Source organism: Paenibacillus sp. MABNR03 (genome assembly GCF_050455445.1).
GTDB lineage: Bacteria > Bacillota > Bacilli > Paenibacillales > Paenibacillaceae > Paenibacillus > Paenibacillus xylanilyticus.
The window spans coordinates 1,947,055-1,962,298 of sequence record NZ_JBCIYR010000001.1 but is presented as its reverse complement, the minus strand read 5'-3'; the positions used below and the strand labels follow the sequence as shown (position 1 = coordinate 1,962,298).

General features: G+C 45.3%; 16 protein-coding genes. 13 read left to right on the top strand and 3 right to left on the bottom strand.

The window, feature by feature from the left end; all coding sequences use genetic code 11:
- The first annotated feature begins 16 nt into the window (after positions 1 to 16).
- The 5 genes from thiO (at position 17) to AAIH57_RS08210 (ending at position 4,127) form a co-directional block, all read left to right on the top strand.
- Positions 17 to 1,246, top strand: coding sequence for a glycine oxidase ThiO (thiO, locus tag AAIH57_RS08230; protein ID WP_430021225.1), 1,230 nt, complete (start codon positions 17 to 19; stop codon positions 1,244 to 1,246).
- Positions 1,243 to 1,446, top strand: a complete 204-nt coding sequence (gene thiS, locus AAIH57_RS08225; RefSeq protein WP_175399022.1) for a sulfur carrier protein ThiS — start codon at positions 1,243 to 1,245, stop codon at positions 1,444 to 1,446. The genes thiO and thiS overlap by 4 nt, the downstream gene beginning before the upstream one ends.
- Before the next feature lie 3 nt (positions 1,447 to 1,449).
- On the top strand, positions 1,450 to 2,217 hold the full coding sequence (locus AAIH57_RS08220; RefSeq protein WP_175399021.1) for a thiazole synthase: 768 nt from the start codon (positions 1,450 to 1,452) through the stop codon (positions 2,215 to 2,217).
- A complete protein-coding gene (locus AAIH57_RS08215) occupies positions 2,214 to 3,263 on the top strand; it encodes a ThiF family adenylyltransferase (protein WP_430021224.1) in 1,050 nt (349 codons plus the stop codon). The genes AAIH57_RS08220 and AAIH57_RS08215 overlap by 4 nt, the downstream gene beginning before the upstream one ends.
- Before the next feature lie 75 nt (positions 3,264 to 3,338).
- A complete protein-coding gene (locus AAIH57_RS08210; protein ID WP_430021223.1) occupies positions 3,339 to 4,127 on the top strand; it encodes a winged helix-turn-helix domain-containing protein in 789 nt (262 codons plus the stop codon).
- 131 nt (positions 4,128 to 4,258) lie between these two features.
- Here the strand turns inward: AAIH57_RS08210 and AAIH57_RS08205 are convergent, their stop codons facing one another.
- Positions 4,259 to 4,759, bottom strand: a complete 501-nt coding sequence (locus tag AAIH57_RS08205) for a C40 family peptidase (protein WP_430021222.1) — start codon at positions 4,757 to 4,759, stop codon at positions 4,259 to 4,261.
- Between the two features lie 286 nt (positions 4,760 to 5,045).
- Positions 5,046 to 5,687, bottom strand: coding sequence for a thiamine diphosphokinase (locus tag AAIH57_RS08200; protein ID WP_430021221.1), 642 nt, complete (start codon positions 5,685 to 5,687; stop codon positions 5,046 to 5,048).
- 168 nt (positions 5,688 to 5,855) lie between these two features.
- Here AAIH57_RS08200 and AAIH57_RS08195 point away from each other — a divergent pair, with 168 nt between their 5' ends.
- A complete protein-coding gene (locus AAIH57_RS08195; RefSeq protein WP_175399165.1) occupies positions 5,856 to 6,524 on the top strand; it encodes a trimeric intracellular cation channel family protein in 669 nt (222 codons plus the stop codon).
- Between the two features lie 2 nt (positions 6,525 to 6,526).
- Positions 6,527 to 6,997: a low molecular weight protein-tyrosine-phosphatase gene (locus AAIH57_RS08190; protein WP_430021220.1), complete on the top strand. Its 471-nt coding sequence runs from the start codon at positions 6,527 to 6,529 to the stop codon at positions 6,995 to 6,997.
- A gap of 152 nt (positions 6,998 to 7,149) precedes the next feature.
- Here AAIH57_RS08190 and AAIH57_RS08185 read toward each other — a convergent pair whose 3' ends face one another.
- Positions 7,150 to 7,884: an alpha/beta hydrolase gene (locus AAIH57_RS08185; RefSeq protein WP_175399015.1), complete on the bottom strand. Its 735-nt coding sequence runs from the start codon at positions 7,882 to 7,884 to the stop codon at positions 7,150 to 7,152.
- A gap of 255 nt (positions 7,885 to 8,139) precedes the next feature.
- Between AAIH57_RS08185 and pdhA the strand changes: the two genes are divergently transcribed.
- The 6 genes from pdhA to AAIH57_RS08155 all read left to right on the top strand — a co-directional run bounded on the left by pdhA (position 8,140) and on the right by AAIH57_RS08155 (position 14,815).
- A complete protein-coding gene (pdhA, locus tag AAIH57_RS08180) occupies positions 8,140 to 9,207 on the top strand; it encodes a pyruvate dehydrogenase (acetyl-transferring) E1 component subunit alpha (protein ID WP_175399014.1) in 1,068 nt (355 codons plus the stop codon).
- 105 nt (positions 9,208 to 9,312) lie between these two features.
- Positions 9,313 to 10,290, top strand: coding sequence for an alpha-ketoacid dehydrogenase subunit beta (locus AAIH57_RS08175; protein WP_175399013.1), 978 nt, complete (start codon positions 9,313 to 9,315; stop codon positions 10,288 to 10,290).
- Positions 10,291 to 10,470: 180 nt separating this feature from the next.
- Positions 10,471 to 11,793 carry a dihydrolipoamide acetyltransferase family protein gene (locus AAIH57_RS08170; RefSeq protein WP_430021219.1) on the top strand — a complete coding sequence of 441 codons (1,323 nt, stop codon included), beginning with the start codon at positions 10,471 to 10,473 and terminating at the stop codon, positions 11,791 to 11,793.
- 3 nt (positions 11,794 to 11,796) lie between these two features.
- A complete protein-coding gene (gene lpdA, locus AAIH57_RS08165) occupies positions 11,797 to 13,212 on the top strand; it encodes a dihydrolipoyl dehydrogenase (protein ID WP_175399011.1) in 1,416 nt (471 codons plus the stop codon).
- 292 nt (positions 13,213 to 13,504) lie between these two features.
- Positions 13,505 to 14,299 carry a thymidylate synthase gene (gene thyA, locus AAIH57_RS08160; RefSeq protein ID WP_312884373.1) on the top strand — a complete coding sequence of 265 codons (795 nt, stop codon included), beginning with the start codon at positions 13,505 to 13,507 and terminating at the stop codon, positions 14,297 to 14,299.
- Between the two features lie 27 nt (positions 14,300 to 14,326).
- On the top strand, positions 14,327 to 14,815 hold the full coding sequence (locus AAIH57_RS08155) for a dihydrofolate reductase (RefSeq protein WP_430021218.1): 489 nt from the start codon (positions 14,327 to 14,329) through the stop codon (positions 14,813 to 14,815).
- Positions 14,816 to 15,244 lie beyond the last annotated feature (429 nt).

The following is a 15,244-nucleotide window of genomic DNA, read 5'->3' as shown; positions in this document are numbered from 1 at the left end:
TCAAGGAGATGAATGGATGAGCGAAGAAGCAAGAAGTCGCAGTCGAAGTGGAAGTCTGTACAGAACTGGAACAGCCTATTCGAGCCAAATACGCGGAGAAATCCGGGGCAAGCTTCATGCGGAAACCATTGTAGTGGGCGGCGGCGTTATTGGTTGTGCCATAGCGTATGAGCTGGCTTCACAGGGCAAGGAAGTGATACTGGTTGAGCGTTCACGTATTGCAGGAGGAACGTCTTGTGCAGCAGCCGGAATGCTGGCTTCGGACAGCGAGGAATTCCATTCCCCAGTCTTGACCAAACTGGCACATGAAAGCAAAGCGCTGCTTTACCAGCAAACAGAACACATTAGTGCACTCAGTGGAATTGACATTGGCCTGCAGCAGCATGGATTTATTACACCATTTCGTCAGGAAAACGAAATGAACAATTATAGAGACAAGAGAAGCGGTGATTTGACAACAGAGCATGTGTGGTGGGATCGTTCCATTCTTCAACATCGAGCCCCATGGATCAGTGAAGAAGCGCACGGAGCTCTGTACAGACCGTCAGAAAGTGAGGTTCTCCCTGTCAATCTGGCGCGTGCCTACGCCAGGGCTGCTCAAACGCTGGGAGCTAAAGTTATAGAAGGTGTGCAGAATGTAAGGCTGAATGTGGAAGCGAATAGAGTGCAGGGCGTGGACACGTCCATTGGAATAATGACGTGTAAGCATGTCATTATTGCAGCTGGTCTCCAGGGAGGAGAACTGATAAAACAGGCAGGTCTGAATCTGCCGGTTCTCCCGGTGAAGGGCGAAATTGCTGCAGTCCGGTTTGCAGATCATGACACAGGTTACAGACCGGACAAGACAGTCTATGCAGATAATGTGTATATTGTCCCGAAAGCAAATGGCGAAGTCTGGATAGGAGCTACCAGTTTACCTGGACGTTCGGATCAGATCGTTACCGTTGAAGGTATACAACAGCTGCTCGCATCCGCAGCAAGCTGGGTTCCTGGCATAGGGCAAGCCCAATATTTGCGCGCTTGGGCAGGGGTTAGGCCATCGACGCCTGACGGGTTGCCTTATATCGGTGCTTGTGAAAGCATACCGGGTCTATACACCGCATTTGGACATTACCGCAACGGAATTTTGCTTAGTGCAATAACCGGCAGACTGATGGCTAATTTGATTGGCGGTCATACTTCGGAGGAGCTCGGCATTGAAGAGCTGTGTCCGGAAAGGTTGAGCAGAAAGGAGATCATGCAGTGAATATCATCGTTAACGGGCAAAGCATGGAGGTTGAAGACCATTTAAATCGTGTAGATCAATTGCTGCATTCCTTCAATCTACAAGTTAAAACTGTGGTGGTGGAGTTAAATCGCCAAATTTTGATGCGTGAGAATCACGCTACAACCGTATTAAGAGACGGAGATCGAATCGAGATCGTACATTTTGTGGGAGGCGGTTAAATCATGTTGAAAATTGGACATCATTCATTTAATTCAAGGTTATTGCTGGGTACGGGCAAATTCGAAGATCTGGATATACAGAGTCAAGCTGTAGAAGCATCCGGAACAGAAGTTTTGACATTTGCCGTTCGACGTCTGAACCTGGAAGAGCGCGGTAAGCGCCACTTCCTTGATACACTCGACCTGAAACGATATACATTACTGCCTAATACCGCGGGAGCTTCGACGGCAGAAGAGGCAGTACGCACAGCTGAACTTGCCCGGGCTTCAGGACTTTGTGATATGATAAAAGTTGAAGTGATCGGGGATGGAATTACGCTGCTGCCTGACCCGATTGAAACGTACAAGGCTTGCGAGATTCTGTTGGAAAAAGGATTTATCGTATTGCCTTATATTTCGGATGATGTGATCCTGGCCAAACGGCTGCAGCTGCTCGGTGTTCATGCGGTGATGCCTGGTGCTTCACCGATCGGAGCAGGAAGAGGTATTATTAATCCATATAATCTGGAGATCATTATTGAGCAGGCTGTTGTTCCTGTTATTGTAGATGCAGGGTTACGTTCACCCAAAGATGCTGCTTATGCCATGGAGCTTGGTGCGGACGGTGTGCTGTTGAACACCGCTGTGTCCGGTTCGGGAGATCCGGTTAATATGGCAAAAGCAATGCGGATGGGAGTTGAAGCGGGCAGACTGGCTTATGAGGCAGGCATGATACCCATTAAGCGTTATGCGGCAGCCAGCAGTCCGGCGGAAGGAATGGTTCATACATGATAGACGAGACAAAATCAACCGAGCAGAGCAATCGTTATTCCAGACAGGAACGATATGCACCGCTTGGCAAGGAAGGTCAGAAAAGACTAAACAACAGCAGAGTCGTGATCGTGGGAGCCGGTGCATTGGGAACCGGTATCGCGGAGACTTTGGTACGTTCAGGCATTGGACACGTTACCATTGCGGACCGGGATTATGTGGAATGGAGCAATTTGCAGCGGCAGCAGCTCTATATTGAACAGGATGCTGTTCAGCGAATGCCCAAGGCGATGGCAGCGGAGAAACGTCTGTCGGATATCAATTCCTCTGTTGTCATTGAAGGTAAAGTGATGGATGTCCGCGTAGATGAGCTTGAGGATTTAATTCAAAACGCAGACCTGATTATGGATGCAACAGACAATTTTGATACGAGGCTGCTGATTAATGATATGTCCCAGAAATATCGCATTCCGTGGATTTATGGGGGATGTGTGGGGAGCTACGGAATTACGTACACCTTCCTGCCAGGAGAGACTCCCTGTCTGAATTGTTTGCTTGGAGAGGTTCCGCTTGGCGGGGATACCTGTGATACATCAGGCATTATTCCTCAGGCCGTGCAGATGGTAACCGCCAACCAGACAGCGGAAGCCATGAAACTTCTAAGTGGAAATGGACATGCATTGCGGCAAAAGCTGTTGTCATTTGATGTATGGCGTAATGAATACATATCTATCAATGTGGACGGTGCCAAAAAAGCAGATTGCCCTTCCTGTGGTGAAGCCGCAACATATCCTTATCTCTCCGCGGCCAATTTGGAGAAAACCGATGTTTTATGCGGAAGGGATACGGTGCAAATTCGTCCATCTCGTCCAATGAAGCTGGATCTGCATGATACGTCTGAGCGATTGCGCAGATTGGATGAAGGTCCTGTGGAAGTTAACCCTTTCCTGGTTTCATTCACGACAGGGGCCCATCGAATGGTTATTTTTCAGGATGGACGGGTATTGGTTCATGGAACGAAGGACACCGCTGAAGCGCGTACACTCGTTCACCGATATTTTGGGTAAGGTTAATAACGGATGTTCAAGTCTATTCCTTTCAGGAATGGACTTTTTCATTTTATGGCATGCTAAACACACAACATGCAGCATACTGCTGTCCAGCAGGAAGGGATTGGTAACGAAAAACACGGTCCAATGGCTTGGCAGCGGTTTGAGACAGGCCGGGTGAACAAAATGAAAACATCCATTTTACTGATTGGTGTAAAAGAACGAACGAACGAGATCAAGGAAGTCTTATGCGCTGAGGGTTACACCGTTCTCGATAGCACATGGGAAGATCTGTATCGTGAACAGGAGTTTCAACTAACAACCTGCAGTATGGTTATCCGGGTGATGGAAGAGAATCATGATCATAAAATTGGTGAGGAACTGCACTGTCTACTGGAGCAAAAGGAAGGCAGTGTTCCCATCATTGTGATTACATCTCCAATCCCCCCTGAACAGGTTGTGGCTTGGCTCGATCAGGGCGTAAACGATGTGATCGTTGAACCCATTCAATGGAAGGTCATGATGGCCAGAATACGAAATTTGCTTCGGGTGTTTGCGAATGCAGTCCAAATGGACGAGGAAGTCATCGTCGTACATGATCTTAAGGTAAACTTGCGTTCACGCAGGGTTAGCCGTGCAGGAGAATACCTGATGCTGACGCCAAAAGAATATGAGCTGCTGGAATTTCTAGCGAGACATGTGAATGAGGCATGTACTCGAAGCGTGATATTAAGAGAAGTATGGGGTTATGATTTTGCGATGGATACCAACGTAGTGGATGTGTACATTAAACATTTGCGGGTCAAGGTGGATAAAGGGAGAGACATCAAACTGATTCAAACGGTTCGTGGAATTGGATACATGCTTCATACCGATTCGTGATCGGAGATATCAATCAATCATCTAATTACCGTAATATACAAGTTTATGTATCAGAGAAATACGGGTAAATATAAAAGGACCGGATCCAAGATCCGGTCCCAACTGCCTGTCTTTAATGCAAGTTTCCTGAACTACAGTACACGGCGAGACTTAACATATGTTCTTTTCCAAGTACCGGAATTCAGATCCGAGATCGTTACGCCCGGAGAGCCGTAAGTGTGCAGAATTTTACCATTCCCTGCATAAACAGCAACGTGTGTTACGTTTGATCCTGTGGAACGGCTGCCGCTTGAGAAGAATACCAAGTCTCCTACACGCAGGTTTGCCTTGGAGACAGCTTTACCTTCTTTAGATTGCTTAACCGACGTACGTGGCAAGCTCACACCATATTTTTTAAAGATGTATTTCATAAATGATGAGCAGTCAAAGTACTTTGTAGTTGATGTTGACGCGCCAAATTTATAAGGTGTTCCCGTAAATTTTTTGCCGTAGTTTACAATTTGTTGTCCTGTCGATACAGATGCAGTTGCTGCTTGTGCAACAGGTGCATTTGTCATTAATACAGCTCCAAAACCTAGTGTAGCGCACAACCCTACGGTTACGGCCTTTTGGACAAAGATGTTTGTTTTCATGTTGTTATTACCTCCAAAATTCGTTTTCGTTAAGTTGCTAGAGCGAGTATAACAGGTTTGTAACTGCCTAGAAATTGGATACAACGTGATAATCCCTTATCCCGCCTAGGTTTGGGTTTCTTTATTAAAAAACAATTAAAAATGTCAAAAAATTAATCGTTGACTAATAACTTTCCGCAGACAAACAGAAAAGACCCTTGATTATCAAGGGTCTTTCGTAATTTATACGTGTAATCTCGTAAAAATCTCAGGTTACAAAAACGTAATAACTCTACCGTGAAGAATGTTAGTCCTTACTCTGAATAATTAGCAATAGTCCACTATCTATGGAGACAGTACCTGATGCGCCGAGCAGTTTATTACTTATTCCCAGGGATTGTCCCATTCGAATCGTGGCTTTATCAAGAGGATACAAGAAGCCATCCAACGTGATTCCGGTAACTTCAGGAGTCAGAGGAAGCAAGGAGATGTACTCATAACCCCGGTCGTTCACCTCTACTTTGGATGTGGTCAGCATCATATAGTTGTGCTTATCCTGGATTGTACAGAACACATGGTGCTGCATGGCACGAACCATAATATGTACATTGGCCAAAGTGTGATCCAGTCGTGTTCCTGTAGCTCCAAGCATCAGAATATGGGTAGGTTCGTGCTCAAGCGCTGTCTCAAAAGCCATTTCAGTGTCAGTCCAGTCCTTGGCAACAGGATCAACCGTTATCATGCGTTCACTATTCTCGCGTACCATTAGGAATTCCTGCTCTGTAATGGAATCAAAATCCCCAACAGCTATATGAGGCTTTACGCCATGTTCAATTAAATACAATGCTCCCCGATCGGCTGCGATAACAATGTCGTCCTGCTTGATTTCTTCAAGAAATTGAGGAGAGAGGGCTCCGCCTGTAAAAATTACAATGCGTTTCGTAGTCATTCCATTCATCCTTCCTATTAATGTAGAAAGTATAACATCAATTTATATTATTCACGAATGCTATCAGTATAAAACACAAAATGTGGTTGCACAATTTCAGTCCTCGCGGATACAATGGGGAGAGCGACATGGAGATGACTTGAAAAGTGAGGTTTGAACAGGTTGGACTTGCACATTTTTGAAGTGTTCAGCATTATAGGCACCATTGCTTTTGCAATGTCAGGTGCTTTCGTGGCTATGGAAGAGGAATATGATATTTTAGGTGTACTTGTGTTGGGGCTCGTGACGGCCTTTGGTGGTGGTGTTATTCGTAATGTATTAATCGGGGTACCTGTCACTACACTATGGAGCCAAGGTGCACTAATCATGCTTGCTCTGGTATCTGTCGCTGTTGCGTTTTTGTTGCCGCTAAAATGGATTGGTCACTGGAAGCGGACAGAGGCGCTGTTTGATGCGATAGGGCTAGCTGCGTTTGCCATACAAGGCGGACTGTATGCTGCCAATATGGGGCATCCCATCAGTGCGGTAATCGTTGCAGCAGTGTTGACCGGTATCGGTGGGGGGATCATTCGTGATTTGCTGGCAGGTCGCAAGCCGCTTGTACTGCGTGATGAAATCTATGCAGTATGGGCTATGTTAGCTGGATTTGCAATAGGCATGGGATGGTTTACCTCGAATGTGGGTCTGTTGATATGTTTTGCAGCTGTTGTATTATTCCGGATGTGTTCCGTACATTATAAATGGAAACTTCCTCGCCGTTCATTGGTAAGTGCAGACGCTACTCCAACACAAACCACACAAGGAGCCTTAAATCGTACGTTAAGCAAGGGGGAGTAAACATGATACAAGTTTTGTTCGTTTGTCTCGGTAACATTTGTCGTTCACCGATGGCAGAAGCAGTATTACGCCACAAAATAGAAGAGCGTGGTCTCAATCACCAGATTCAGGTGGACTCGGCTGGTACGGGAGATTGGCATATCGGCAAGCCGCCGCATGAAGGGACACGGAATCTGCTGGATACATACCAGATTTCTTATGCCAATATGGCTGCGAGACAATTCGGAAGTGCTGACTTCCAGCAGTTTGATTATATTGTCTGCATGGATGACTCCAACGTGGCCAACGTGCGTAAGATTGCAGGCGGAGCCGAAGCGGATATTTTAAAATTCATGGACTTGCTACCGAATGAATCATTACGCGAAGTTCCTGATCCTTACTTTACGGGTAACTTTGAAGAGGTGTACAGGCTGGTAGATGCGGGATGTAATGTACTCCTGGAGCGGATCCAAAAGGATCATTCACTCGCTTAAATTCTTATACCATTACTGAATTGGCTGAAAAAAAACAGCAACAGGCTTATGCAAGCAGGAGATTCCTGCTTTTTTTTGAATCTCTATGTAAGCGGTGTCATAAAAGGTTAAGAAAATAGCGGCATTTTCAGCCGCATGTGTTTCTTAGTAAACTAGCTTTCCTGAAGGTAATAAAGCAATGCCTCAGGAAGTTCTTTTTGCCAGAATCCCCATTGGTGGTGTCCGTCTTTTTCTCGATAAGAGACGAGAGCACCGCGTTTCTCCAGCAAATCACGAGTATCCCTGTTCAATTGAACAAAATCATATGTGCCGGTATCTGCTTCAAACGCAGTTTCCTGCAGCCCGACAATCATCCAAATGGATAGCCAGGACAGGTCTTCTTCAGCCGCATAAATTTCCTGAGAGGCGGAGTAGAAGGCTCCAGACAAGCTAATGACTCGTGTAAACAGATCAGGATAGAGCAGGGCGAGATGCAGTGAAACACTGCCTCCAAGGGAATCGCCGGCGAGCAAACGTTCCTGTGGTGAGCGTCGTACAGGATATTTCTCTTCAATGTAGGGAATAATCTCTTCAGCAAAGCATGCGGTATACGCTTTGAACCGATTTCCGAAGGGAGCATACTCCTGGGTTCTGACCGAAACATCAACTTGAACACCCACAATAATGAAAGGTTCTGCACCCTCGTCAAGAATGATCCGGTTGGCAGTCGTGGCGATTCGCCCAAAGTTGAAGAATTCTTCGCCGTCCTGACAATAAACGACAGGGTAACTGAGCAATTCGTTATAGCCTGGCGGAAGATAAATTCGAAGTGTACGCTTCTCTCCAAGATAGCGGCTATCGATCTCTTCCTTTACAATCGTACGTTTCAAATAGCGGGAATCCGTCATAAAACGTCACCTTTCTCGGTTTATTTTTGCATTCGTCCGCGCAATACGGTAAGATTAACCTTGTGCGGGGATAGGTCAAACACGCAATCATGTATTATGCTGTTATACCAATATTAAGCCCCTGTTATACATACAATCCGGAAGGAAACATAAAAAAATTACGGATATCTTTGACGTATGCAGTGAAACAGGTGTATAATAATATTATAACAGCGGAACTTGATATTCAAATTTTTTGTTGAGGTGAAGAAAAAAATGAGCAAGGTTCCTTATGAAGTGTATACGGAGGATGTAGAAGCTCTGTCCGTGCTGTCTCCTGACGGCGAAATTGTAAACAAAGACATGATGCCTAAACTTTCCGACGATCAATTAAAAGAAATTATGTACCGCATGGTATTTACCCGTACTTGGGATGACCGTGCAGTAAACCTGGGCCGTCAAGGTCGTCTTGGTTTCTATGCTCCAGTATCTGGACAAGAAGCAACAATGGTTGGTAGTGAGTTTGCACTTGAGAAAGAAGACTTTATTGCTCCAGGCTATCGCGACATTCCGCAACTCGTGTGGCACGGACTTCCTCTTTATCAAGCATTCTTGTACTCCCGTGGTCACCAACATGGTGGACAAATTCCGGATGGCGTTAATGTATTGATGCCGCAAATCATCATTGGTGCACAAATTCTGCACGCAATGGGTATTGCTATGGGTTACAAATTGAAGAAACAAAAACAAGTTGTTATTACTTACACAGGTGATGGCGGTTCTTCCGAAGGTGACTTCTATGAAGGTCTGAACTATGCTGGTGTTTACAAGCTGCCTGTTATCTTCTTCGTACAGAACAATGGTTATGCCATCACAACTCCTTTTGCCAAACAAACGGCAGCTCTGTCCATCGCTCATAAAGCGGTAGCAGCAGGAATCAAAGGTGTTAAAGTTGACGGTATGGATATCTTCGCAGTTATCAAAGCTGTTCAGGAAGCTGCTGAACGCGGCCGTAATGGCGAAGGCGCAACTCTGATCGAAGCTGTTACTTACCGTTTCCGTCCTCACTCCCTTTCTGACGATGCTTCCAAATATCGTACAAAAGAAGAAGAGGCAGAATGGAATGCAAAAGATCCAATCGCACGTTTTGCTAAATATCTGGAGAAAAAAGGTCTGTGGACTGAAGAAGATACAGCACGTGTGAAAGAAGAAGCAAAAGCTAAAGTGAACGAAGAGATCAAAAAAGCGGAAAAAACCGAGAAAATGACAATTCCAGGCTTGATCGACAGCATGTTCGAGCAAACGCCTAAGCACTTGGAAGAGCAAAAAGCTGATTTCCAATAAGTTTTTTCCGATAAAGCATAAACATCCGGGACGGATTCCGGGGTCTCGGTATACATGTATGAATTCAAATGTGAACTGTCAATGTTTAAGGAGGAAATGAAGCAAATGGCACAAATGAACATGAAAGAAGCAATCCGTGATGCGCTTCGCGTTGAATTGAAACGCGATCCTAACGTTCTGCTTTTCGGTGAAGACGTAGGTAATGTAGGTGGCGTTTTCCGTGTAACGGAAGGTCTCCAAAAAGAATTTGGCGAAGAGCGTGTATTTGATACACCACTTGCTGAATCCGCTATTGGTGGTCTGGCTGTAGGTCTTGGTGTACAAGGCTTCCGTCCAGTTGCCGAAATCCAGTTCGTTGGTTTTATCTTTGAAGCACTCGACCAAATGGTAGTTCAAGCAGCTCGTATGCGTTACCGTTCTGGTGGTAAATACAATTCTCCAATCGTATTCCGTACACCATTCGGTGGCGGTGTAAAAGCGGCAGAATTGCACACAGATGCCCTGGAAGGTCTGCTTGCGCAAACTCCAGGTATCAAAGTTGTTATTCCTTCCAACCCTTACGATGCAAAAGGTCTGATGATCGCTTCGATTCGCGACAACGACCCTGTATTCTTCATGGAGCACCTGAACCTGTACCATGCTTTCCGTGCAGAAGTGCCTGAAGAAGATTACACTGTAGAACTGGGTAAAGCGAACGTTGTTCGTGAAGGTTCTGATGTAACCATCGTTACTTACGGTATGATGGTTCACACTTCTGTGAAAGCAGCAGAAGAGCTTGAAAAACAAGGAATTAACGTTGAAGTTATCGACCTTCGTACGGTTAGCCCGATCGATATTGATACCATCGTTGCTTCCATTAAGAAAACCAACCGTGCAATTGTTGTACAGGAAGCTCAGAAGAGCGCAGGGGTTGCAGCTGAAGTCATTGCCCAAATCAATGAAAAAGCGATCCTGCACTTGGAAGCTCCGGTTCTGCGTGTAGCTGGTCCGGATACTGTATATCCATTCGCACAAATCGAAGATACATGGCTTCCTAACCCAGCACGCATCGTTGCTGCGGTTAAGAAAGTCGTAGAATTTTAATAATTCAATCATCTGACATGCCGCAAGGCGCAGTATGGTGATTCACACCGCAGCGCAAGCTGCACTGAAAACAGCCATTAGCCCCTTAAGTAACAGTTATTTGCTTTAGCAGTAACGGTTGTTTTCATGGAGTTAAGGGTTGTTTTCAGGATTGAGCAGATAATCAAGGAGGTTTTTCAGTTGGCTAAATTTGAATACAAATTCCCTGAACTAGGCGAAGGCCTGCACGAAGGCGAAATCATCAAAATGCATATCAAAGTCGGTGATAAAGTAACTGACGACGATATCATCATGGAAGTACAGAACGACAAAGCGGTTGTAGAAGTACCTTGTCCGGTAAACGGAACAGTAACAGAAGTGTTCGCAAAAGATGGTCAAGTATGCCACGTAGGCGAAGTTGTTGCTGTTATCGATGCTGAAGGCGAGCTTCCAGAGCAAGACGACGCTCCAGCTGGCGATCAAGGCGAGCAAGAAAAAGACGCAGCTCAAGGTGGAGCTGATACAAGCGGTTCTTCTGCAGCAGCATCCAGCTCCGATGCAGCCAAAGAAGGCGGCAACAACGGCGTTCCGGCAGTACCTGCCAAAGACGTTCTGGCAACACCAAGCGTGCGCAAATTTGCTCGCGAACAAGGCGTAGACATCGCTCAGGTTAACGGCACTGGCAACAACGGTAAAGTAACCAAAGAAGATGTGGAATCCTTCAAAAATGGTGGCGGTCAATCCGCAGCGGCTTCTTCCGCAGCTCCGGCTCAAGAGGAGAAAAAATCCGCAGCACCGGCAGCAGCTTCAGCTGATCAACGCCTTGAAGAAGAACGCGTACCATTCAAAGGTATCCGTAAAGCGATCTCCAATGCAATGGTTAAATCGGCTTACACTGCACCTCACGTTACAATCATGGACGAAGTGGACGTAACTGAACTGGTTGCTTTCCGTACTCGCATGAAACCAATTGCAGAGAAAAAAGGAACAAAAGTAACTTATCTGCCATTCATCGTTAAAGCATTGGTAGCAGCTTCCCGTCAATTCCCTGCTTTGAACGCTATGATCGATGAAGAAGCTAACGAAATTGTTTACAAAAAATACTACAACATCGGTATCGCTACAGATACAGACAACGGCTTGATCGTTCCTGTTATCAAAGATGCTGATCGTAAATCCATCTGGATGATTGCTGATTCCATCCGTGATCTGGCAGCTCGTGGCCGCGACGGCAAATTGAGTGCTAACGAAATGAGAGGAAGCACAATCTCCATCAGTAACATCGGTTCTGCAGGCGGTATGTTCTTCACTCCGATCATCAACTTCCCTGAAGTTGCTATTCTCGGAACTGGACGCATCAGCGAAAAAGCGGTTATCAAAAACGGCGAAGTCGTTGCAGCACCTGTAATGGCTCTTTCCCTGAGCTTCGACCACCGTATCATCGATGGCGCAACAGCACAAAACTTTATGAACTACATTAAACAGCTGCTCGCTAACCCTGAGCTGCTTGTTATGGAGGTGTAAGATATGGTAGTAGGCGACGCTTCTCTCAATATCGACACATTAGTAATTGGTGCGGGTCCTGGCGGCTATGTAGCTGCCATCCGCGCTGCTCAACTGGGCCAAAGCGTATTGATCGTAGACAAATCCGAGCTTGGCGGCGTATGTTTGAACCGCGGATGTATCCCATCCAAAGCCCTGATCTCGGCTGCACATCAATATGAGAATGCTCTTCACGGCGACGCATTCGGTATCTCCGCTGAGAACGTAAAAGTGGATTTCGGCAAAACTCAAGAATTCAAAAACGGCGTTGTTAAGAAAATGACTGGCGGTGTAGCTGGTTTGCTCAAAGGCAACAAAGTTGAAGTTTTCAACGGTGAGTGCATGTTCATCAACGAAAACGAAGCGCGTGTATTCAACGATCATGAATCTCCGCGTTACAAATTCAAAAATGCAATCATTGCAACAGGTTCCCGTCCAATCGAACTGAAACCTTTCCCGTTTGGCGGACGCATTCTGTCTTCGACAGAAGCATTGAACCTGCCTGAAGTACCAAAAAGCCTGATCGTTATCGGTGGCGGTTATATCGGTGCTGAGCTTGGTCAAATGTATTCCAAATTCGGTGCAAAAGTAACCATCATTGAAGGTTTGGATACTGTACTGCCAGGATTCGATAAAGACATGACTAGCCTTGTGGCTAAAAACATGAAGAAAACAGGCATCGAAATCGTAACGGGTGCAAAAGCTGAAAGTGCTGAGCAAACGGACAAAGATGTAACTGTTAAATATTCCGTAAATGGTGAGTCCAAAGAAGTAACTGCAGATTACCTGCTCGTTACTGTTGGACGTCGTCCAAATACGGACGGTGAGCTTGGTCTTGACATGATCGGTGTTGACGTTGACGAGCGTGGATTCGTTAAAGTTGACCACCAAGGTCGTACCAGCATCCCGCATATCTTCGCAATCGGTGACATCGTATCCGGTTTGGCACTTGCACACAAAGCTTCTTATGAAGGTAAAGTGGCTGCTGAAGCGATCGCAGGACAACCGTCTGTAGTTGACTACAAATGTATGCCTGCAGTTGTGTTCACAGACCCTGAGTGCTCCAGCGTAGGTTACACAGAAAAAGAAGCCAAAGAAAAAGGCTACAAAGTAAAAGCTGGTAAATTCCCTTATGCGGGTAATGGCCGTGCTGTATCTTTGAATCATGCTGAAGGTTTCGTGAAAATCGTTGCTGACGAAGAAAGCGGCCTTGTACTTGGTTGCCAAATCGTTGGTCTGGAAGCTTCCAACCTGATTGCTGAGCTTGGCCTTGCAATCGAAATGGGCGCTACTTTGGAAGATCTGGCTCTGACTATTCACGCTCACCCAACTTTGGGCGAAATCGTGATGGAAGCTGCGGAACTGGTTATGGGTCACCCGATCCACATCATTTCCCGCTAATATCGTCTAAGCCTCGGATTCGTCCGGCATTATACGTATACGAAGGGACAGATAACGTGTTACAGCGTTATCTGTCCCTTTTTTATATGCAGATATTGTTCAAACAAGGATCATGCAATAAGAAGATCAATATGGTACACTATAACAACGTATAAAACAGGTTTTGACCCAATGGAGGGGCATTGTTTTTAAGCAATGTAAGTTAGCAGAACTCGGTCACAGCGAGTATTTTTTGTTTATTTAGTTTTTGTATGGAATGAAATTAAAAGATATCGTAGTGGGGGAGTACAACGTGAAAAACTATCTCGATTTATTACAGGATATCCTGAACAATGGTGTGCACAAAGGAGATCGTACCGGAACCGGAACTCAATCTGTCTTCGGCAGACAACTCCGTTATGATCTTTCGGAAGGATTTCCTTTGGTTACAACCAAACGAATTCATCTAAAATCAGTCATTCATGAACTGTTATGGTTTTTGAGTGGGGATACGAATATTGCTTACTTGAAAGAAAACGGAGTCAAGATCTGGGACGATTGGGCCGATGAAAACGGCGATCTGGGCCCCGTTTACGGTTCACAGTGGAGAACATGGGAAGCACCCAATGGAGAGAAAATTGATCAAATCGCAGCAGTTATTGATTCAATCAAAAATAACCCGGATTCACGCCGTCATCTCGTAAGTGCATGGAATGTGGCAGAAATCAACAACATGAAGCTTCCCCCATGCCATTTTGCGTTTCAGTTTTATGTGGCGGAGGGTAAATTATCCTGTATGCTAACCATGCGTTCCGTGGATACATTCCTTGGACTGCCGTTTAACATTGCGAGCTACGCCTTGCTGACACATATGATTGCCCAACAATGTGACCTTGAGGTGGGTGATTTCATCTGGTCAGGCGGGGATGTACACATCTATTCCAACCATGTGGAACAGGTGAAAACACAGCTTGAGCGTGAACCTTATGCTTTGCCTAAGTTGATCATTAAACGTAAGCCCGATTCCATTTTCGATTACAAGTTTGAAGACTTTGAGTTTGAAAACTACCAGCATCATCCGGGCATCAAAGCTCCAATTGCAGTATAAGCAGACTTGAAAGAAGGTGTGTAGCATTTGAGTATTGAACTTGTATGGGCTATGGGCGAGAACGGTGTTATTGGTTTAAACAATTCGATTCCATGGCGTCTGCCCAAAGATATGGCTTTTTTTAAACAACGCACGTTGAACAAAACGATTATTATGGGTCGTAATACGTGGGAATCCTTTGGTGGTAAGCCGCTCCCGCAACGGCGGAATATTGTGGTCACCAGAGATCTGAACTACAAGGTGGAGCAAGCTGAAGTGGTGCATACCATTGAAGAGGGGCTTGAAGCGACCAAGGGCGATGAACTATGTGTGATCGGCGGTTCCCAGGTATATCGTGAGTTTCTCCCTTTAGCAGATCGTCTGGTCGTTACCAAAATCCATGAGGAGTTCGAGGGAGATACCTTTTTCCCGGAAGTGGATTGGTCGGAATGGGAGCTAACAGAGCAGATTGAAGGCGAACAGGATGAAAAAAATGTGTATGCCTATACGTTTGAGTTTTATGAACGAAAACGCTAAGGTTGCATAAGGGGCGAGTCTAAAGAGCCACAAGAAGATACGTTGCGATCTGTTCAATGATCAAGACGCTGATTTACGAAATATTCGTGAACAGCGTCTTTTTTTTTGTGAAAATAGCGGACATCATGCCATTTTCTATGGTTTACACGAATATAACATTTAAAGCATTGAAAATTAGAGGGAAGAACATAAAAATTATCACCAATTCGTAAAAAAGTATAAAAGTTATGGGGATTCACCGTTGTAAAGCCCTAAATTCGAGTTAATATTCGGAAATAGGAGAAGATACATGCTGAATTGCTTGGTTTTTATGGCAAATTAGCTTACATTCATGTGACGTTTTAGCTCTTATACGACATAATAAACGTTTGATCAGACGATTGATTACAGTTTTAAGCACCAAAATAAGGGTATTGACCACAGGTAAAC